The sequence below is a fragment of the Mesorhizobium sp. M0016 genome (genome assembly GCF_040324035.1).
Taxonomy (GTDB): Bacteria; Pseudomonadota; Alphaproteobacteria; order Rhizobiales; family Rhizobiaceae; genus Mesorhizobium.
In genome coordinates this window covers 487582-506743 of the sequence record NZ_JAMYVM010000001.1, presented here as the reverse complement: position 1 = coordinate 506743, position 19162 = coordinate 487582, and the positions used below count along the sequence as shown (strand labels likewise).

19 protein-coding genes are annotated in these 19162 nt (G+C 62.7%); 11 read left to right on the top strand and 8 right to left on the bottom strand.

The window, feature by feature from the left end; translation table 11 throughout:
- The first annotated feature begins 32 nt into the window (after positions 1 to 32).
- From NKJ88_RS02440 to NKJ88_RS02390, 11 genes are all read left to right on the top strand, one after another.
- Complete coding sequence (locus NKJ88_RS02440) at positions 33 to 488, top strand: DUF7662 domain-containing protein (RefSeq protein WP_352443502.1); 456 nt, start codon at positions 33 to 35, stop codon at positions 486 to 488.
- Positions 485 to 904, top strand: coding sequence for a type II toxin-antitoxin system VapC family toxin (locus NKJ88_RS02435; protein ID WP_031196520.1), 420 nt, complete (start codon positions 485 to 487; stop codon positions 902 to 904). The genes NKJ88_RS02440 and NKJ88_RS02435 overlap by 4 nt, the downstream gene beginning before the upstream one ends.
- Before the next feature lie 13 nt (positions 905 to 917).
- On the top strand, positions 918 to 2303 hold the full coding sequence (locus NKJ88_RS02430) for an aldehyde dehydrogenase family protein (protein WP_352443501.1): 1386 nt from the start codon (positions 918 to 920) through the stop codon (positions 2301 to 2303).
- Positions 2304 to 2321: 18 nt separating this feature from the next.
- A complete protein-coding gene (locus tag NKJ88_RS02425; protein ID WP_023683212.1) occupies positions 2322 to 3494 on the top strand; it encodes an iron-containing alcohol dehydrogenase in 1173 nt (390 codons plus the stop codon).
- Between the two features lie 239 nt (positions 3495 to 3733).
- Complete coding sequence (locus tag NKJ88_RS02420) at positions 3734 to 4840, top strand: ABC transporter substrate-binding protein (RefSeq protein ID WP_023671169.1); 1107 nt, start codon at positions 3734 to 3736, stop codon at positions 4838 to 4840.
- A 63-nt stretch (positions 4841 to 4903) separates the two neighbouring features.
- A complete protein-coding gene (locus NKJ88_RS02415; RefSeq protein WP_023825180.1) occupies positions 4904 to 5818 on the top strand; it encodes an ABC transporter permease in 915 nt (304 codons plus the stop codon).
- On the top strand, positions 5815 to 6606 hold the full coding sequence (locus NKJ88_RS02410) for an ABC transporter permease (RefSeq protein ID WP_023671171.1): 792 nt from the start codon (positions 5815 to 5817) through the stop codon (positions 6604 to 6606). The genes NKJ88_RS02415 and NKJ88_RS02410 overlap by 4 nt, the downstream gene beginning before the upstream one ends.
- Positions 6607 to 6636: 30 nt before the next feature.
- Positions 6637 to 7701, top strand: coding sequence for an ABC transporter ATP-binding protein (locus tag NKJ88_RS02405; RefSeq protein WP_023686439.1), 1065 nt, complete (start codon positions 6637 to 6639; stop codon positions 7699 to 7701).
- Positions 7702 to 7849: 148 nt separating this feature from the next.
- Entirely contained in the window at positions 7850 to 9403 is a 1554-nt protein-coding gene (locus NKJ88_RS02400) for a cation:proton antiporter (protein WP_023814633.1), read from the top strand.
- Positions 9404 to 9491: 88 nt separating this feature from the next.
- The gene (locus tag NKJ88_RS02395) at positions 9492 to 10400 is read left to right on the top strand and encodes an endonuclease/exonuclease/phosphatase family protein (RefSeq protein ID WP_352443500.1); all 909 of its coding nucleotides are present in this window, start codon (positions 9492 to 9494) and stop codon (positions 10398 to 10400) included.
- A 7-nt stretch (positions 10401 to 10407) separates the two neighbouring features.
- On the top strand, positions 10408 to 11253 hold the full coding sequence (locus NKJ88_RS02390; RefSeq protein ID WP_023683217.1) for an EamA family transporter: 846 nt from the start codon (positions 10408 to 10410) through the stop codon (positions 11251 to 11253).
- Positions 11254 to 11282: 29 nt separating this feature from the next.
- On the opposite strand, the gene NKJ88_RS02385 is transcribed toward NKJ88_RS02390, so the two are convergent.
- The 8 genes from NKJ88_RS02385 to NKJ88_RS02350 all read right to left on the bottom strand — a co-directional run bounded on the left by NKJ88_RS02385 (position 11283) and on the right by NKJ88_RS02350 (position 19040).
- Positions 11283 to 11663 (bottom strand): MFS transporter, encoded by a 381-nt coding sequence (locus NKJ88_RS02385; protein WP_023683218.1) that lies wholly within the window; start codon positions 11661 to 11663, stop codon positions 11283 to 11285.
- 89 nt (positions 11664 to 11752) lie between these two features.
- Positions 11753 to 12070, bottom strand: coding sequence for a Dabb family protein (locus tag NKJ88_RS02380; RefSeq protein ID WP_023683219.1), 318 nt, complete (start codon positions 12068 to 12070; stop codon positions 11753 to 11755).
- Positions 12071 to 12090: 20 nt separating this feature from the next.
- Positions 12091 to 13719: a GMC family oxidoreductase gene (locus tag NKJ88_RS02375; protein ID WP_023671177.1), complete on the bottom strand. Its 1629-nt coding sequence runs from the start codon at positions 13717 to 13719 to the stop codon at positions 12091 to 12093.
- Positions 13720 to 13731: 12 nt separating this feature from the next.
- On the bottom strand, positions 13732 to 14493 hold the full coding sequence (locus NKJ88_RS02370; protein WP_023671178.1) for a 3-ketoacyl-ACP reductase: 762 nt from the start codon (positions 14491 to 14493) through the stop codon (positions 13732 to 13734).
- The gene (locus NKJ88_RS02365) at positions 14490 to 15992 is read right to left on the bottom strand and encodes a GMC oxidoreductase (protein WP_023671179.1); all 1503 of its coding nucleotides are present in this window, start codon (positions 15990 to 15992) and stop codon (positions 14490 to 14492) included. Before NKJ88_RS02365 ends, NKJ88_RS02370 begins: the two co-directional genes overlap by 4 nt.
- Before the next feature lie 5 nt (positions 15993 to 15997).
- Complete coding sequence (locus NKJ88_RS02360) at positions 15998 to 17113, bottom strand: ABC transporter ATP-binding protein (protein WP_023671180.1); 1116 nt, start codon at positions 17111 to 17113, stop codon at positions 15998 to 16000.
- 20 nt (positions 17114 to 17133) lie between these two features.
- Positions 17134 to 18093: a carbohydrate ABC transporter permease gene (locus NKJ88_RS02355; protein ID WP_023671181.1), complete on the bottom strand. Its 960-nt coding sequence runs from the start codon at positions 18091 to 18093 to the stop codon at positions 17134 to 17136.
- On the bottom strand, positions 18090 to 19040 hold the full coding sequence (locus NKJ88_RS02350) for a carbohydrate ABC transporter permease (RefSeq protein WP_023683220.1): 951 nt from the start codon (positions 19038 to 19040) through the stop codon (positions 18090 to 18092). The genes NKJ88_RS02355 and NKJ88_RS02350 overlap by 4 nt, the downstream gene beginning before the upstream one ends.
- Positions 19041 to 19162 lie beyond the last annotated feature (122 nt).

The following is a 19162-nucleotide window of genomic DNA, read 5'->3' as shown; positions in this document are numbered from 1 at the left end:
AAACTGCAGTGCGCTACATTGAGGAGTTTGCAATGTCCAAATATGCGCCGCTCAAGGACTTTCTCATTGCCCAAAATGTCGATCGCGTTCCGATGTCATTCGCCGAAATCGAGAGAGTGCTCAATCTGCCGCTGCCCGCATCGAAGCAATACCCTGCATGGTGGAGCAACAATCCGAGCAACAATCCCATGACAAGGGAGTGGCTTGAGGCTGGGTTCGAGACCGAATCCGTCAATATAGGGAGTGGGAAACTGGTATTTCGCCGCGTTCGCAAAGTACCCACTTCGGCGCCGCCCAGTGGTAGCGTGCCTGCCGCGCCAAAGGAGGCGCGCGCGGATCGCCACCCCGGTTTTGGTTTCATGAAGGGCCTGATAACAATCGAAGCCGGATTTGATATCACCAAACCTTTCGATGACGAGCCATGGGACCGGGGCTATCTGGGCGGTGAGGCTGACGCGCGTGACGGCAAACTTGCGGTGCGTAAATGAGCGAAGAGCCAAACCTGCTTCTGGATACATGTGCGATGATCTTTGTCGCCAACGATAGTCTGATCGATCCGCACGCAAGCCGGGAGATTTCGGAAGCGGCCTATGACGGCCGTCTGTATCTTTCGCCGATGTCGGCATGGGAGATCGGAATTGGCGTAGCCAAGGGCCGGCTCAATCTGCCATTGGCGCCACTCGACTTCGTGGAGCGATTCATCGAGCGAATGTCGGCAAAGCTCAGCGCTATCTCACCAGCCATTCTGATTGCGTCATCCAACCTGCCCGGTCCGCCTCATGGTGATCCCATGGATCGGATACTGATGGCAAGTGCGAGAGCGTTGGACATGGTTCTGGTGACGCGTGACGAGCCCATCCTTCGCTATGGCCGCAATGGCCATCTGCGCACCCTAGCCTGCTAACTTGGAGTATCCTTTGGAAACCGTAAAACTCAAATCGCCCATCGATGGTTCGATTTACGCCGAGCGGCCGATCGCGACCGACCAGGCGATCAATGCCGCGGTCGAGCGCGCCAAGGCGGCGCAGGAGAAGTGGGCGCTGACGCCGATCGTCGAGCGCGGCAAATTTATGCTGGCGATGCTCGAAGCGCTGGTCGCGATGACCGACGAGATCGTGCCGGAGATCGCCTGGCAGATGGGGCGACCGGTGCGCTATGGCGGCGAGTTCGGCGGCGTCAGGGAGCGCACCGATTACATGGTCGAGATCGCTGAAGCCGCGCTGAAATCCGTGCCGGCATCCAACCCGAAGGACGGCTTCCGACGCTATGTGAAGAAGGATCCGCTCGGCGTCGTCATGGTGATCGCGCCGTGGAACTATCCCTATCTGACCGCCGTCAACACCATCGTGCCGGCACTGATGGCCGGCAATACCGTTATCCTCAAACATGCGGCGCAGACGCTGCTGGTTGGCGAACGGTTCCAGCAGGCGTTCGACAAGGTTGGGCTGCCCAAGGGCGTGTTCCAGAATGTCGTGCTGAACCATGCCCAGACCGAGAAGCTGCTCGGCTCGGGCAAGATCGACCATGTCAATTTCACCGGTTCGGTCGGCGGCGGCCGCGCCATCGAGAAGGCGGCGGCCGGCACCTTCATGACGCTCGGACTCGAACTCGGCGGCAAGGACCCGGCCTATGTGCTGCCCGACGCCAAGCTCGACCATGCGGTGGCCAATCTGGTCGACGGCGCCTTCTACAATTCCGGCCAGTGCTGCTGCGGCATCGAGCGCGTCTATGTGCATGAGAAGGTCTACGACCAGTTCGTCGAAGGTTTCATCGCCGAGACGAAGAATTATGCCGTCGGCAATCCGCTGGAACAGGCGACGACAATGGGGCCGATGGCGCAGGCGCGCTTTGCCGACCTGATCCGCGAGCAGAAGGCCGAGGCGCTGCGCAAGGGTGCAATCGCACACATCAATATGAAGGTGGCTAACGACAAGGCCGGCTCGCCCTATCTGGCGCCGGAAGTGCTGACCGGCGTCGACCACCAGATGAGCGTCATGCGCGAGGAAAGTTTTGGCCCGATCGTCGGCATCATGAAGGTGCGCAACGACGAGGAGGCGATCGCGCTGATGAACGACAGCCCCTACGGGCTGACCGCTTCGATCTGGACCGACGATATCGAGCATGCGGTGGCGATCGGCGACCGCGTCGAGACCGGCACCGTGTTCATGAACCGCTGCGACTACCTCGATCCGGCGCTGGTCTGGACCGGCGTCAAGGACACCGGCAAAGGCGTCGCCCTTTCGGCGCTCGGCTACGACAATCTGACCCGGCCGAAATCCTTCCATCTGCGCGAAGCCATCTGATTTTTTGAAAGACAAGACATGTCCAAGCTGATCTCCAAATGGAACTACCCGACCACCGTCCGCTTCGGCGCCGGGCGCATCAAGGAACTGCCTGAGGTGCTCGCTGCCACCGGCATTAAGCGGCCGCTATTCGTCACCGATCCGGGGTTGGCGAAACTGCCGGTCGTCGCTTCGACGCTGAAAATCCTCGACGACGCCAAGGTATCCTATGGCGTGTTCTCCGAGGTGAAGCCGAACCCGGTCGATTCCAACCTCACCGCCGGGATCGCCGTGTTCAAGAAGGGCAAGCATGACGGCGTCATCGCCTTCGGCGGCGGTTCAGCGCTCGATCTCGGCAAGCTGATCGCGTTCCAGGCTGGCCAGACGCGGCCGATCTGGGACTTTGAGGATGTCGGCGACTGGTGGACGCGCGCCAATTCGGATGCCATCGCGCCGATCATAGCCGTGCCGACCACTGCCGGCACAGGCTCGGAAGTCGGGCGTGCCGGCGTCATCACCAATGAGGCGACGCACACTAAGAAGGTGATCTTCCATCCGAAGCTTTTGCCGGCAATCGTCATTGCCGATCCGGAACTGTCGGTCGGCATGCCCGGCTTCATCACCGCCGGCACCGGCATGGATGCGCTGGCGCACTGCCTCGAAGCCTATTGCGCGCCGGGCTATCACCCGATGGCCGACGGCATTGCGGTGGAAGGTGTGCGCCTGGTGTTCGAGAACCTGCCCAAGGCCTACGCCAACGGCAAGGACCTTGTCGCGCGCGCCCACATGATGAGTGCGGCCGCTATGGGTGCTGCCGCCTTCCAGAAGGGTCTTGGCGCCATCCACTCGCTGTCGCATCCGATCGGCGCGCTCTACGACACCCATCACGGCATGACGAATGCGGTGTTCATGCCCTATGTCTTGGCCTTCAATCGCGACTCCATCGAGGAGCGGATTGCCCGGCTCGCTGCCTATTGCGGCATCAAGGGTGGCTTCGACGGCTTTGCCAAAGCGATCATCAAGCTGCGCAAGGAATTGAAGGTGCCGCATGCGCTGCCCGATCTGATCAAGGGGCTCGACATGGACAAGAAGCGCAAAGGGCTGATCGCCGACATGGCGGTGGTCGATCCGACCGCCGGCGGCAACCCGGTCAGGCTGACCAAAAAGGCGGCGCTGACGCTGCTCGAGAACACTATCGCCGGCACTGTCTGAGGCGGTTTCTGCGCCGGACGTGATCTAAAAACGAAGGGAAAGGAAGGGCAAGGGGGCAAAAAGCAAGCCAATAAACCATTAGCCGGGAAATTAAGTCGAGGCTAATTGCTACAGCCGGTTAAAAAGAGTTAACTTTTCGTACCGCCGGGGGCCAGTTTCAAAAAGCTTTCATCTGGCTGTCATATGAAACCGATACCGCATCGCAGGCGTCCAGGACGCCAGTTCAACGGAGAGAACACATGTTCAAGTTCACAGGGAAAGTGCTTTCCCTTTCGGCCGTCGCCCTCATGGCGACCTCTGCTATCTCGTCGGCCCAGTCCATGGATGAACTGGTTGCCGCTGCGAAGAAGGAAGGCCAGCTCACGACCATCGCGCTGCCGCATGACTGGTGCGGCTACGGGGCCGTCATCGACGGCTTCAAGGCAAAGTATCCTGAGATCACCATCAACGAACTCAACCCCGATGCCGGCTCCGGCGACGAGGTCGAGGCGATCAAGGCCAACAAGGACAACAAGGGCCCGCAGGCGCCCGACGTCATCGACGTTGGCCTGTCCTTCGGCCCGACCGCCAAGGCTGACGGCCTGATCCAGCCCTACAAAGTGTCGACCTGGGACTCGATCCCCGACAGCGCCAAGGATGCCGATGGTTACTGGACCGGCGACTACTATGGCGTTCTATCCTTCCTGGTGAACAAGGACCTCGTCAAGGAAGCGCCTGCTGACTGGGCTGACCTGCTGAAGCCGGAATTCGCCAACACCGTGGCGCTTGCCGGCGACCCGCGCGCCTCGAACCAGGCCATCCAGGCCGTCTACGCGGCCGGCATTTCCGGTGGTGCGGCTGCCGGCGAAGCTGCTGGCACTGCTGGTCTCGACTTCTTCAAGAAGCTTAACGCCGCCGGCAATTTCGTGCCGGTCATCGGCAAACCGGCGACCCTGGCACAAGGCCAGACGCCGATCCTGGTGACCTGGGATTACAATGCACTTGCCGGTCGCGACACGCTGAAGGGCAATCCGCCCGTCGACGTCGTCGTGCCCAAGACCGGTGTCGTTGCCGGCGTCTATGTGCAGGCGATCAGTGCTTTCGCACCGCATCCGAACGCTGCCAAGCTCTGGCTGGAGTATCTCTACTCCGACGAAGGCCAGATCGGCTGGCTGAAGGGCTATTGCCACCCGATCCGCTTCAACGATCTTGCCAAGAACGGCAAGCTCCCGGCGGACGTGATGGCCAAGCTGCCGCCGGCCGAGGCTTACGCTGCCGCGGTGTTCCCGACGCTGGACGAGCAGGGCAAGGCAAAGGAAGCCGTCACCAAGAACTGGGATGCCGTCGTCGGCGCCAACGTCAAGTAAGGCTTGAAACCAACCGGGCGGCCTCGCGGCCGCCCGGTGTTCCTCGGAGAGGGCAGCCGGCGCATGACAGATATCTCGCTTTCCGATCAAGCAGTTGCCGGGAAGACCGCGCCCCCCAGCGAGGCGCGTGCAATGCGACTGCCGACGCAATGGCTCGGCGTTGCGCCATTCTTCATCTTCGCCATCATGTTCCTGATCCTACCCACGCTCTATCTGATGCTGGGTGCATTCCAGAACGATGCCGGCGAATTCACGTTCGAAAACATAGCAGCACTGGCGCAGCCATCGATTGTCGCCGCCTACTGGATCTCGCTCAAGGTCAGCCTTTCCTCGTCGCTGATCGGCGCCTTCGCAGGTCTCGGCATCGCCATCGCCATCGTGCGCGGCGGCCTGCCGGAGTGGATACGTTCGGCGACGCTGACATTCTCCGGCGTGGCTTCCAATTTCGCCGGCGTACCGCTGGCCTTCGCCTTCATCGCCACGCTCGGACGCCTCGGTCTCGCCACGGTGCTGCTCAACACCGTGTTCGGTCTCAACATTTATGCGCACGGCTTCAACATCCTATCGTTCTGGGGCCTGACGCTGACCTATGTCTATTTCCAGATTCCCCTAATGGTGGTCATCATCACGCCGGCGATCGACGGCTTGAAGAAGGAGTGGGGCGAGGCTGCGGCGACGCTTGGCGCCACCCAGACGCAATACTGGCGCATGGTGGTCATCCCGGTGATCTGGCCGAGTTTCCTCGGCACGGTCATCCTGCTCTTCGCCAATGCCTTCGGCGCCATCGCCACCGCCTATGCGCTGACCGGCTCTTCACTCAACATCGTGCCGATCCTGCTCTATGCGCAGATACGCGGTGACGTGCTGCACAATGCCCATCTCGGCTATGCGATCGCCTTCGGCATGATCGTCATCACCGGGCTGGCCAATGTCTTCTACATCTGGTTCCGGACGCGCTCGGAGAGGTGGCTGAAATGAAGTCCGGAAAATTCTGGGCCTGGGTCGTCTTCGGGCTGGGCGCGGCCTATTTCTTCATTCCGCTGATCGCGACGGTGGAATTTTCCTTGCGCATGCGGCGCGGCGCTTATTCCTTCGACGCCTATCAGATCGTGCTTGGCGACCCTCGTTTTCAGGCGACCTTTGGCTACTCAGTGCTTGCCGCCATCTTCACCATCATTCTGGGCGTGTTGATCGTGGTGCCCGCCGCCTACTGGATTCGACTGCGCCTGCCGCAACTGCGCCCGATCGTAGAGTTCATCACGCTGCTGCCGCTGGTCATTCCCGCCATCGTCATCGTCTTCGGCTATATCAGGATGTACGGTTCGAATTCGCCGCTGCCGTTCCTGGCGACCGACATGGGCACAAATGCCTTGCTGGTCATCGGCTATGCAATGCTGGCGCTGCCCTACATGTATCGCGCGGTCGATACCGGACTGCGCACCATCGACGTCAGGACGCTGACCGAAGCGGCGCAGATCCTTGGCGCCGGTTGGGGCACGATCATTGGTCGTGTGATCCTGCCCAATGTGCTGATCGCCGTGCTGTCGGGCGCCTTCCTTACCTTCGCCATCGTCATTGGCGAATTCACCATGGCCAGCTTGCTCAACCGGCCCGCCTTCGGCCCCTATCTGCAAAACGTTGGCGCCAACCGCGCCTATGAGCCGGCGGCGCTTGCCATCATCGCCTTCGCCATCACCTGGGGCTGTATGTCGCTGATCCAGATCCTGTCCCGTTTCGCGCCGAGATCGGCGAACCGCCCGAACTGATCGACAAAGTACTGATCGAAAGAAAAAGCCATGGCCGAACCATTCCTCTCCATCCAGCATGTGCGAAAATCCTTCGGCGCCACCACCGTGGTCGAAGATTTCAATCTTGATGTCGAGCCGGGCGAGTTCGTTTCCTTCCTTGGGCCATCGGGTTGCGGCAAGACCACCGTGCTGCGCATGGTCGCCGGTTTCGAAGAGCCGTCGGCGGGCAAGATCGTCGTCGCAGGCAAGGACATCACGAGGCTAAAGCCCAACCAGCGCAATGTCGGCATGGTGTTCCAAGCCTATGCGCTGTTCCCCAACCTGACGGTGGCGCAAAACATCGGCTTTGGCCTGAAGGTCGCCGGCATGCCCAAGGCGGACATCGACAGACGCGTGGCCGAGATGCTCGACATCATCAAGCTGCCGCAGATGGCCGACCGCTATCCCTACCAGCTCTCCGGCGGCCAGCAGCAGCGCATCGCGCTGGCCCGCGCCATCGCGCCGAAGCCGAAGCTGCTTTTGCTCGACGAGCCGCTGTCGGCGCTCGATGCCAAGGTACGTGTGTCGTTGCGCGAGGAAATCCGCTCGATCCAGAAGAAGCTCGGCATCACCACCATCTTCGTCACCCATGACCAGGAAGAGGCGCTGTCGATCTCCGACCGCATCGCGGTGATGTATGGCGGCAAGGCCGAGCAGGTCGGCACGCCGTTCGAGATCTACAACCGGCCGGCGACCAAGTTCGTCGCCAACTTCGTCGGCACGCTGAACGTGCTCGAAGGCAAGGTCACTGACGCCGCGGCCGGCACGGTGCAAGTCAACACGCAGGAAGTCTCGCTCAAGGGCAAGCTCAACGGCTCGAAGTCGGGCGACACGCTGTCGCTGGCGCTGCGTCCCGAGGCGATCTCGCTCGGACGCCAGCCCGGTCGCGATTCAAGCCTGTCGGGCGAAATCTCCGAAGTGCACTTCCTCGGCTCAGTCATTCGCGTTCGCGTCGGCATCGGCGGCAACACGGTGTCGCTCGACACCTTCAACAGCCCGGCAACGCCACCGCCCGCGGTCGGCGAGAAGGCCGACATATCGTTCTCATCAAGCGATATGCTGGTGCTGCACTAGCAAGCAGCATTTTGGCGCGACCGAGGCGGTCGATTCGAGCTGGCGCGATGAACGGCCGTATCATTGCCGGACCCCGAGTGCTGGATAATCAACAGCATCTTGCCATCCAGCCACTGCCCATGATGCCGCTTCGCCGCTACGATAGGCCATGGCGCTATTCGAACTTACCCTCATCCTGCTCCTGGCAGCCGTCGCGCTGACGGCGCTGTCGCGGCGGCTGGAAATTCCCTATCCGTCCCTGCTGGCTCTGGCCGGGGTCGCGATCGCCTTCGTACCCGGTGCGCCGACAATCGAGATCGATCCGGAACTGGCGCTTGCCCTGTTCATCGCGCCGGTGCTTCTCGACGCCGCCTATGACACGTCGCTGCGCGACCTCAAGCGCTACCGGCTGTCGCTCGCGCTGCTGGCGCTAGGCGCCGTCGTCTTCACCACCGTGGTGGTTGCCTTCGTCGGCTGGAAGATGGCCGGCCTGCCGATCGCGGCGGCAATCGCGCTTGGCGCCATCGTCGCGCCGCCGGATGCGGTGGCCGCATCCGCCGTGCTCAGCCAGTTCAAGGTACCGCACCGCATCACCGCCATCCTGCAGGGCGAGAGCCTGCTCAACGATGCCACGGCGCTGCTGATCTACCGGCTGGCGGTTTCGGCGGCGCTTGGCACGATCATGCTCAGCAACGCCGTTCCGGTGATCCTGCTGGCAACGATCGGCAGTGTGATCGCGGGCTATCTGTTTGGCCGCGTCTCGCTGCTGGCGCTCGGCCGCATCGAGGATGCGGCGAGCAGCACGGTGGTGCAGTTTGCCGGAACCTTCGCCGTGTGGATCATCGCCGACAGGCTGGGCCTTTCCGCCATCATCACCATCGTCGTCTATGCCATGACCATTGCGCGCAGGGCGCCGCGCCAGTCGTCGGCGAGACGCCGCGTCAGCACCTATTCGGTCTGGGAGTCGGCCGTGTTCGTGCTCAACGTGCTGGCTTTCGTGCTGATGGGCCTGCAGGCACGCACGATCGTTGGCAGGCTGGCCGGCGACGGGCAAGGCGAAGCATTCCTTTTCGCCGCAACGGTGCTGGTCGTCGTTATCGTCGCGCGCCTTGTCTGGGTGGCGAGTTACGTCGCGATCATCCGGTGGCTTGCCCGCTTCGGCAGCCAAGAGGCAAGGCGGGAATTGCCGACATTCGGCGGCGCCGTCATTGTCGGCTGGTGCGGCATGCGTGGGTTGGTGACGCTGGTGGTCGCCATTGCGCTGCCGGCCGATTTTCCCGGCCGCGACCCGATCGTGCTTGCCGCCTTCGCGGTGGTGCTGGGCACGCTGGTGCTGCAAGGCATGACGCTGAAGCCGCTGCTGCGCTGGATCAACTTCGACCCCGATAGAACCGTCGACAATGAGGTGGCGCAAGCGCGCGTCGCCATCATGCAGGCAGCACTGGACGTGCTGAGCCGCAAGACATCTGCGGCCGCCGCCGTCGTGCGCGAACAGTATGAAGCGCAGCGCCTGATTGCGGAAAACCCGGAGGACGCTCAGGCCGCGACCGAATACGACCGGCTGCGCCTCTATGCCATCAACCGCCAGCGCGACACGCTCGAGGAGTTGCGCAGCAACGGCACGATCGGCGACGAAGCCTACCACCGGCTGGAGGAAGAGATCGACTGGGCCGAACTGGCGGCATCGCCGGCGGGCCGGTTCCAGCCGCTGACCACATCATAGACGCTGGCCCAGTTCCGCCGTCGTGCCGGTACATTGCAACCCATCTGCCGAACCGCTACTGCCAAAGCGAAATTGAGCCGGATAAGCAATGAAGCTGGTCAGCTACAACATCCAGTACGGGTTCGGCGGCGATGGCCGTTACGATCTTTCGCGCTGCACCAAGCTGGTCGACGGCGCCGATATCATCGCGCTGCAGGAGGTCGAGCGGCATTGGCAGCGCACCAATGAGGACGACCAGCCGGAGGTCCTGTCCAAGCTGCTGCCTAGCTATCACTGGGTCTATGGCCCGGCCTTCGACATGGACGCCAGTGAGCAGCGCGACGGCCGGGTCGTCAACCGCCGCCGCCAGTTCGGCACCATGCTGCTGTCGAAGCTGCCGATCGCCTGGTCGCGGCTGCACGCGCTGCCCATGCGCCGCACGCTGCGGCCGCTCAACACGCGCAACGCCGCGCTCGAATGCATGATCCGCACGCCGGCCGGACCGGTAAGGGTCCTGTCGCTGCATCTCGCCCATATCGCGGCGGAGGAGCGTCTGGAGCAGATCGACTATCTCTTGGCCGAGCATCGCCGCGCGCCGTCCGAGGGCGGCCCGTGGAGCGGCGCGGACGATGAGCCTTCGCGCAACTGGACCAGTGGCGAGGCCGAGCCGGAAAACCCGACAGCTGCGATCTGGATGGGCGATTTCAACATGGAGCCGGGCAGCGCCGAATACAGCCGCATCGTCGGCAGCACGCCCTATCATCGCGGGGCAGCTTATCTCGACGGCTTTGTTGATGCCGCTGCCGTCGCTAGCGAGCCGGCTGCCGATTTCCACACCCATGTGAAAACGATAGACGGGAAAGTGGCAAAACGCCGGCTCGACCATTGCTTCGTCGGCGGTATGTTCGCGGACCGTGTGCGCTCGGTCAGTGCCGATATAGGCGAGATCGCTTCAGACCATTTTCCGGTCCGGATCGATATCGATCTCGAAACGCCTTTGAGCTCGGGAGATCGGTGAGCCCTCAATGACGCTTTTCGTCTTTTTCGCGGTGCTTGCCGCCGCCGCCATGCACGCGATCTGGAACGCGCTGGTCAAGGTGCATCTCGATCGCTTCCTGTCGATCACGCTGATGACGCTGGGCATGGGTTTTGCCGCACTGTTCGTGCTGCCCTTCGTCGAGTTTCCAAAGGCCGCGGTATGGCCCTTTATAATCGCCTCGGTGCTCTTTCACATGGGCTACCGGACCTTCCTGATCGGCGCCTACAAGGCCGGCGATTTCGCCCAGACCTATCCGCTGGCGCGCGGCACGGCGCCGCTTTTGACCGCCCTCGGGGGCGTTGTCGTGGTGCAGGAGATGCCGGCGCCGTTCGCCATCCTCGGCATCCTGCTGCTGTCGGCCGGCACGCTGGTGATGTCGTTTCGCGGCGGCGCGCATCTGGAGCGGATCAATGTGCGCGCGGTCGGCTTTGCGCTCGGCACTTCGATCTTCATATCCAGCTATACGCTCTCCGACGGCAGCGGCGCGCGGCTGGCCGCAACGGCAACGAGCTATGCCGCATGGCTGTTCATCTGCGATGCCACGTGGGCGCTGGTGCTGTGCCTCATCTTTCGCGGGCCCAAGGCGCTGCCCGTGCTGGCGCGTGACTGGAAGGCAGGCCTGTTCACCGGCGTGCTCAGCGGCGCGGCCTACTGGATCGTCATGTGGGCGATGACCAAGGCGCCGATCGCCTCGGTGGCGTCGTTGCGCGAGACGTCGATCCTGTTTGCCATGATGATCTCGGTTTTCGCGCTCGGCGAGAAGATGACAGGCTGGCGCGGCGCCGCCGCGCTCAGCATCGTCGCCGGTGTCGTGGCCCTCAGACTGGGCTGAGAGCCTGATACTTCAGCCGAGCACCGTCATCACCTGTCCGCGCCGTTCCGGACTGAAGCGGATGACGACGATGATGCAGACGGCGACCACGCCGGCAAACAGCGCCAGCGCGTAGCCACGAGATTGGGCGAGAAGGCAGCCAGCGCGCCGATCACCGAATAGCTTACGATGTTGAGCATCAGAATGGGCTTGCGGCCATATTTGTCGGCCAGCCTGCCGAAGAAGAAGGCGCCGATGAAGCGTGTCGCCAGCGTCAGGAACAACGCTTTGGAGACTGCCGGGACGTCAGTGTTGGATTCGGTTGCGATATCGGTGAGCAGGAACGTCAGAAGGAAGAAATCAAAAGCGTCGAGCGTCCAGCCGAGGAAGGAGGCAAGGACGGTTTTCTTCTTCTGCGCGGTGAGAGCCACGACGTTCCTCCTAAACGCCCCCGGGGAACGATATGTTCCTTGGGGCGCAAAAGAGAACAGGCGTCAGCCGGCTTTCGAAAGAAGCGCGGTCACTTTTTCGTAATGTCGAGATCGAACACCATCAGCCCGTCGGTGCCGCCTTCAAGCGCTGCGACCAATCGGGCGCCGGCGCGCTGATGCGCTTCATGCACGAGATAGGCGTCGCGGGCGGCGGCATCGCGGAAGTCGATGGTGAAGGCATGGCTGAAGCCGCGCGCGAACGGCTCCGGGCTGACATTGGTGCTGAAATGGACCGTGTCCATGCCGTCGACAACAGAGCGCAGTGCTTCGAGATCGGCGTGGATTGCCGTGCGCTCGGTGGCGGGCACATCGCTGCGGAAGCGTACGAAGACGCAGTGTCTGATCATTGGTTCGTTCTCCTAAGTGGCTATGCGGCCCGATTGCCGGAGAACACCGCCGGCGGAAGCGGCTCGCGGCCGAGGATGATGTCGGCGCCTTTTTCGCCGACCATGATGGTCGGCGCATTGGTGTTGGAGGAAGGCACGCGCGGCATCACCGAGGCATCGCAGACGCGCAGGCCCTCGATGCCGCGCAGGCGCAGGTCCGGTGTGACCACCGCCATATCGTCATGGCCCATGCGGCAGGTGCCCACGGGGTGATGGTCGGTCTTGGCGGTGCGGCAGGCATAGTCGATCAGCTCGTCGTCGCTGGCGAGCGATGGTCCGGGCAGCACCTCGCGCAACACGTAAGGTGCAAGCGCCTTCTGCCGCATGATCTCGCGCGCAAGCCTGAGGCCCTTGATCGACATGGCGCGGTCATAAGGGTCCGACCAATAGTTGGGATCGATCAGCGGGTGGTCGGCCGGGTCGGCGCTGCTCAGCCGCACCGTGCCGCGCGAGCGCGGGCGCAGGAAGGCCGAGTTCAAGGTCACGCCGGGGTTCTTCAACCTCTCGACGCCGGCCTCGATGCCGGAGCCGAGTCCCAGATGGAACTGGATGTCGGGCGAGGCGGCGGTAGGATCGGCGTACCAGAAGCCGCCGGTCTCGAACAGGCTGGAGGCGACCGGCCCTTTCTTCAGCAGCAGATACTGCAAGCCGGCCCACGCGGTGCGGTGCAGCTTGGCGTAGTTGTCATAGGTGTGGTCGCCGGTGCATTCGGCGATGACGAACAAATCGAGATGGTCCTGCATGTTGGAGCCGACACCGGGCAGATCATGCACCGGCGTCACGCCGACCGATTTCAGGTGATCAGCCGGGCCGATGCCCGACTGCATCAACAGCTTCGGCGAACCGATGGCGCCGGACGAGACGATCACTTCGCGCTCGGCGCGCATGATGGTCTTCTCGCCGCCGGGTTTGTCGACGATCTCGACGCCGGTGGCGCGGCCTTTCTCGACGACGATGCGGGTGACCAGCACATCGGTTCGGACCGTCAGGTTCTTGCGGGCGCGGATGGGCTTCAAATAGGCGACCGAAGCGGATGAGCGCCGGGCGTCCTTCTGGGTCAGCTGGTAGTAGCCGACGCCTTCCTGGCTAGCGCCGTTGAAATCCGGGTTGAAGGGGATGCCCATCTCTTGGCCGGCGCGGAAATAGGCTTCGCAAATCGGCAGCGGCGAAATAGGGTTCGACACGCCGAGCGGCCCCTGGTCGCCGTGAAAATCGTTGGCGAAGCGCTGGTTGTTCTCGGCGCGCTTGAAATAAGGCAGCACGTCGCGATAGCCCCAGCCCGCGAGGCCCTCTTCCTTCTCCCATGCGTCGTAGTCGCGAGCGTTGCCGCGCGTGTATATCTGGGCATTGATGGACGAGCCGCCGCCGACCACCTTCGCCTGCGTATACCAGAAGACGCGGTCCTGCATGTGCCTCTGCGGCACGGTCGACCAGCCCCAGGAAGCGATGCCCTTGGTCATCTTGGCAAAGCCCGCCGGCATGTGGATGTAGGGGTGCCAGTCCTTGCCGCCGGCCTCGAGCAGCAGCACGGAGTTCGCTGGATCCTCGCTCAGCCGGTTGGCCAGAACGCAGCCGGCCGGGCCGGCACCTACGATGATGTAGTCGGTCATAACCCTATCCACCTACAGTCGAGGCACGGAGAGCGCGCCGTCGACATTGATAATCGAGCCTGTGGAAAAGCCGAGCTTGCCGGCGGCAAGCGTCGCCACCACGGCGCCGATGTCCGATGCTTCGCCCCAGCGTTTTGCCGGCACCAGGCCGCTGTCGATAAGCGCGTCGTATTTGGCTGATACGCTCGCGGTCATGTCGGTGCGAATGATGCCCGGCCGCAGTTCGAACACGCCGATGTTTTCCGGCGCAAGCCGTAGCGCCAGGTTCTTCACCCACATCGAAAGGCCGGCTTTCGAGATGCAGTAGTCGGCGCGTTCCGGCGAGGCCATATCGGCGCTGACCGAGGTGATGGTGATGATCGAGCGCGGATGATTGCTGGGAGCCGCCAGCATCGCCTTGGCGACGGCCTGGCTAAGGAAGACTGTGCCGCGCAAATTGACGTCCAGCGCACGGTCGAAATTCTCGGGCTTCAGCTCCAGCAGATCGCCGCGCACCACGGCGCCGATGCCGGCATTGTTGACGAGGCAGTCGATGCGGCTGAAGGCACGTATGGCGGCGTCGACGAGGGCCGTGTGATCCTCGAGGTTGGCGATATCACAACGGACATAGGCGAACTCCGCACCCCGTGCGGTGATGTTGGCGGCCAGTTCGTCCGGCGCTTGTTCGGCAAGGTCGGCGATCAAAATGTCGAAGCCGTCCCCGGCCAGCGCCTCGGCGCAGGCGAGCCCAATGCCGCGCGCACCGCCGGTGACGATTGCTGCGGGGCGGGTCATGCCGCGAGGTCCGTTCGGCGAATATGCTCGGCCACGCGCAGCGCCTGTGCCGCAATCGACAGCGCCGGATTCACGGCGGCCGAGTTCGGCAAAAAACTGGCGTCGACAACGAACAGGTTCGGGTGGTCGAAGGCGCGGCAGAAAGGGTCGAGCGGCGACGTCGCCGGATGGTCGCCCATTTTCACCGTGCCGCACTGGTGCGAGGGCGTGCGCTTGTCGAAGGGACGCGACAGCACGATGGGATAACCGCAGGCGCGGAAGTTCTCACGCATCACCCTGGTCAGCCCGTCCAGCGACTGCATGTTGGAGCGCCGCCATTGCATGACGATGTCCTTGCCGTCGACCATGATGCGGCTTTCCGGATCGGGTAGATCCTCGCACATCAGATACCAGTCGACGGCGTGACCGGCCATGTAATCGAGCGCGAATTTCGGCACGCGTTTGACGTTGGCCTTCAACATGTTGCCGTCGATCTTGCCGAGCAGCTGGACGTTGCCGAGCGGCTTGCCGCCTTTGCCGTCGGAGAGATAGTAGTCATTCAGCATCAGCGTCTTCTGGTAGACGCTGTCGTTCCTGCGGCGCGGATCGATCGCCAGCATGGCGCTCGAATTATGGTTCATGAAATTGCGGCCGACCTGGTCGGAGCTGTTGGCGAGGCCTTTACCGTCTGATGAAGGCGAGCGCAGCAGGATGACGGCGGAATTGACCGCGCCGGCGGACAGGATGACCAGCTTCGGCGCGACTTTCTTCAGCTCGCCATTCTGACGGTAGTGAACGGCAGCGATGCTTTTGCCGTCGGACGACGCTTCGAGATATTCGACATGGCAGCCGGTTTCGAGTCGGATATTGCTGTCCTTGAGTGCAGCCGTCAGCGGTCCGGTCTGCGCATCGACCTTGCCCTGGGCGGTATTGGGGAATGCGTCCCAGCCGGTCTTGCCCTCTTTCAGCCAGTTGTCGATGTCGACGCCGAGCGGCAGCGAGGCCGGATGCAGGCCGAGGGCTTTCAACTCAGCGCGGGCGCGGGCAATCGGCGCTTCGTCGGGCACCGGCTTGAAAGCATAGGGGATCGAGTGGAACGGTTCGGTCGGGTCCTCGCCGAGCGAGCCGCGGACGCGAAACAGCTGCTCGGCTTTCGAATACCAAGGCTCGAATTCATCGTAGGAAAACGGCCATGCCGGCGAGACGCCACCGAAGTGCTCCATGGCGGCGAAATCCTCTTTGCGGTAGCGGATCAGCACCGCGCCGTAGAATTTCGAATTGCCGCCGACATAGTAGTAATTGCCGGGGTTGAAGGCCGCACCGCCGGCCTCGCGCCACATCTCCTTCGGACGGTAGTGGCCGTCGACGAAGATGGAGCGCGTGTCGCGGGCATGCGGCGTTGCCGTCAAGGGCTCACCGCGCTCCAGCATCAGGATCGAGGCACCGCTGCCCGCCAGACCGGAGGCGATCGTAGCGCCGCCGATACCGGAGCCGATGATGACGATATCGGGGCTGACCATCTCGATCAGCGGATGCGGTGTTCGGTCGCCGGATCGAAGAACACGGCCTTGGTCAGGTTGAAGGCGAGCGGCGTGCTGGTGCCCGGCTGGATGTTGGCGTCGGCCCGCAACCGCGCCACCACGCCCTTGCCGCCGAGGTTGGTCACCGCGAACGTGTCGGACCCTGCCGGCTCGACCACTTCGATGTGCAGGTCGGCAGTGGCAATGTTGGAGGCGTTGCGTTCCGCACCTTCCGGATCGGTCAGCGCTTCCGGGCGCACGCCGAAGATGATCGGCTTGCCCTGGAATGCCGAAAGACCCGCTGGCGCGTTGGCCATCGGCAGCGTGATCGGCTCGCGCGCCTCGCGCTCCAACACGACGGACAGCGCATTGCCCGACGTGGCAATGGTCGCCGGGATCAGGTTCATCGCTGGCGAACCCATGAAGTCGGCGACGAACAAATTGGTCGGGTTGTTGTAGATCTCGGCCGGGGTGCCGAACTGCTGCACCTCGCCGTCGCGCATGACGGCGATCTTGGTAGCCAGCGTCATCGCCTCGATCTGGTCGTGGGTGACGTAGACGATGGTTGTGCCGGTGGTGGCATGCAGGCGCTTGATCTCGATGCGCATGTCAACGCGCAATTTGGCGTCGAGGTTGGACAAAGGCTCGTCGAACAGGAACAGCTTGGGGTCGCGCACCAGCGCCCGGCCCATGGCGACGCGCTGGCGCTGGCCGCCGGAAAGCTGGCTCGGCTTGCGCTGCAGGAGGTGGCCGATCTGCAGGACCTTGGCCACCTTGTCGATCGCCTTTTGGCGTTCGTCGGCCGGCACGCCGCGCATCTCCATGCCGAAGGAGATGTTTCCGGCCACCGTCATGTTCGGATAGAGCGCATAGCTCTGGAACACCATGGCGATGTCGCGCTTGGATGGGTGCAGATCGTTGATGGCGCGGCCGTCGACGCGGATTTCGCCCTCGGTGATCTGCTCCAGGCCGGCAATCGTGTTGAGCAAGGTGGACTTGCCGCAGCCGGACGGGCCGACCAGCACCAGGAAGCCGCCCTTTTCGAGCTCGACATCGATGCCCTTCAGGATCTCGACATTCCCGAAGCGCTTCTTCAGCCCATCAATTTCCAGAAAAGCCATGGTCGTTCCTTCCGAATTGATCAGCCCTTGACCGCGCCAGCCATCAGCCCGCGCACGAAATAGCGGCCGGCGACGACATAGACGATCAGAGTGGGCAGAGCCGCGATCATCGCGGCCGCCATGTTGACGTTGTATTCGACGACGCCGGTCGAGGTGTTGACGACGTTGTTGAGCGCCACCGTCATCGGCATGGAGTCGCCTGTGCCGGCGTAAGCCGAAGCGAACAGGAAGTCGTTCCAGATGTTGGTGAACTGGTAGATGACGGTGACGACGAAGATCGGCATCGAGTTCGGCAGCATGATGCGGCGGAAGATCTGGAAGAAGGAGGCGCCGTCGACCTGCGCCGCCTTGATCAGTTCGTTCGGGAACGCCTCGTAATAGTTGCGGAAAAACAGCGTGGTGAAGCCGATGCCGTAGACGACATGGACGAAGACCAGGTTGACCGTCGGATTGCCGAGACCGAAACTCGTACCCGTCGCATTCTGCAGCTTCACGCCGAAACGTCCCAAGCTGCCGAGAATGGTCGCCATCGGCAGCAGCACCGACTGGAACGGAATGAAGCAGGCAAACAGCATCAGCCCGAACACCAGCGTGGCGCCGCGAAAACGCCATTTGGTCAAGACGTAGCCGTTGAGCGCGCCGAGCATGGTCGAGATCAGTACGGCTGGAACCACCATCTTGATCGAGTTCCAGAAATAGCCCTTGATGCCGGCGCAGGTGAGGCCGACGCAGGTCTCGCCCCAGGCCTTCAGCCACGGGTCGAAGGTCGGCGCCGTGGGCAACGCCAGCATGTTGCCGTTCTGGATCTCGTCCATGGTCTTGAACGAGGTCACCAGCATGACGAACAGCGGCATCAGATAAAACAGCGCAAACAGCGCCAGAAGCCCGTAAATGACGATGCGGTTGAGGGTCTTGGTGCTCATGCCGCCGGAGGCCTTTTGGGAAGCAGCGGGGCGGGCAGGGGTGGCGACAGCGCTCATCGCGGCTTCTCCCGCAGTTCGGAATAGAGATAGGGCACGATGATGGCGACGATGGTCATCAGCATGATCACGGCACTGGCCGAGCCGACGGCCATTTCGTTGCGCTTGAAGGTGTACTCATACATGAAGTTGGACGGCAGCCAGGCCGAGCCACCGGGGCCGCCGCTGGTCAGCGCCACGACGAGATCGTAGGACTTGATGGCAAGGTGCGCGAGCACGATGAAGGCCGACAGGAAGATTGGCCGCAGCAGCGGAATGACGATGCGGCGGTAGAGCTGAAAGGTGGTGGCACCGTCGATCTGCGCCGCCTTCATGATCTCGCCGTCAATGCCACGCAGGCCGGCCAGGAACATCGCCATGATGAAGCCGGAGGCCTGCCAGACGCCGGCAATGACCACCGTGTAGATGACGAAATCCTTGTTCTTGATCCAGTCGAAATGGAAGCTCGTCCAGCCCCACTGATGCAAGGTCTGCTCAAGACCGAGGCCGGGGTCGAGGAACCATTTCCAGGCGACGCCGGTGACGATGAAGGACAGCGCCATCGGGTAGAGATAGATCGGCCGCAACACGCCTTCGCCGCGAATCTTCTGGTCGAGCAGGATGGCCAGGAACAGGCCGAGCGCCAGGCAGATGGCGATGTAGAGAAAGCCAAAAATGCCCATATTGACGATCGACGTGTACCAGCTCGATGGCGGGTCGGAGTCGAACGTCCAGCCCCACAGCCGTAGATACGCGCGTGGTCCGGTAATGACATAGGACGGGAAGGTCTTGGAATTAGTGAAGGACAGATAGACAGTCCACATGATAAAGCCATAGACGAAGACGATGGTGATGGCGAAGCTCGGCGCCAGCACGATCTTCGGCAGCGCGTCCTGCAATCGCGCGCGCACGGAGGGGCGAGACCGCTCGGGTGTCAGCTTGATCTGGGTCGTCGCTACACTGCTCATGAGGCTCCTCCCGTTAGGGTCGTCCGTGCTCTGCCGTCAGGAGGCAAGGCGGCCCCGTGCATACGGGTCTCTGGTCGGCATGGTGTTCAAGAGGGTTTCACCGTTTCACGGAAACGGCGAAC

Coding starts and splice junctions, on each gene's coding strand:
- NKJ88_RS02440 (WP_352443502.1), top strand. CDS start 33: ATGTCCAAATATGCGCCGCTCAAGGACTTTCTCATTGCCCAAAATGTC.
- NKJ88_RS02435 (WP_031196520.1), top strand. CDS start 485: ATGAGCGAAGAGCCAAACCTGCTTCTGGATACATGTGCGATGATCTTT.
- NKJ88_RS02425 (WP_023683212.1), top strand. CDS start 2,322: ATGTCCAAGCTGATCTCCAAATGGAACTACCCGACCACCGTCCGCTTC.
- NKJ88_RS02420 (WP_023671169.1), top strand. CDS start 3,734: ATGTTCAAGTTCACAGGGAAAGTGCTTTCCCTTTCGGCCGTCGCCCTC.
- NKJ88_RS02415 (WP_023825180.1), top strand. CDS start 4,904: ATGACAGATATCTCGCTTTCCGATCAAGCAGTTGCCGGGAAGACCGCG.
- NKJ88_RS02410 (WP_023671171.1), top strand. CDS start 5,815: ATGAAGTCCGGAAAATTCTGGGCCTGGGTCGTCTTCGGGCTGGGCGCG.
- NKJ88_RS02405 (WP_023686439.1), top strand. CDS start 6,637: ATGGCCGAACCATTCCTCTCCATCCAGCATGTGCGAAAATCCTTCGGC.
- NKJ88_RS02400 (WP_023814633.1), top strand. CDS start 7,850: ATGGCGCTATTCGAACTTACCCTCATCCTGCTCCTGGCAGCCGTCGCG.
- NKJ88_RS02395 (WP_352443500.1), top strand. CDS start 9,492: ATGAAGCTGGTCAGCTACAACATCCAGTACGGGTTCGGCGGCGATGGC.
- NKJ88_RS02390 (WP_023683217.1), top strand. CDS start 10,408: ATGACGCTTTTCGTCTTTTTCGCGGTGCTTGCCGCCGCCGCCATGCAC.
- NKJ88_RS02380 (WP_023683219.1), bottom strand. CDS start 12,070: ATGATCAGACACTGCGTCTTCGTACGCTTCCGCAGCGATGTGCCCGCC.
- NKJ88_RS02375 (WP_023671177.1), bottom strand. CDS start 13,719: ATGACCGACTACATCATCGTAGGTGCCGGCCCGGCCGGCTGCGTTCTG.
- NKJ88_RS02370 (WP_023671178.1), bottom strand. CDS start 14,493: ATGACCCGCCCCGCAGCAATCGTCACCGGCGGTGCGCGCGGCATTGGG.
- NKJ88_RS02365 (WP_023671179.1), bottom strand. CDS start 15,992: ATGGTCAGCCCCGATATCGTCATCATCGGCTCCGGTATCGGCGGCGCT.
- NKJ88_RS02360 (WP_023671180.1), bottom strand. CDS start 17,113: ATGGCTTTTCTGGAAATTGATGGGCTGAAGAAGCGCTTCGGGAATGTC.
- NKJ88_RS02355 (WP_023671181.1), bottom strand. CDS start 18,093: ATGAGCGCTGTCGCCACCCCTGCCCGCCCCGCTGCTTCCCAAAAGGCC.
- NKJ88_RS02350 (WP_023683220.1), bottom strand. CDS start 19,040: ATGAGCAGTGTAGCGACGACCCAGATCAAGCTGACACCCGAGCGGTCT.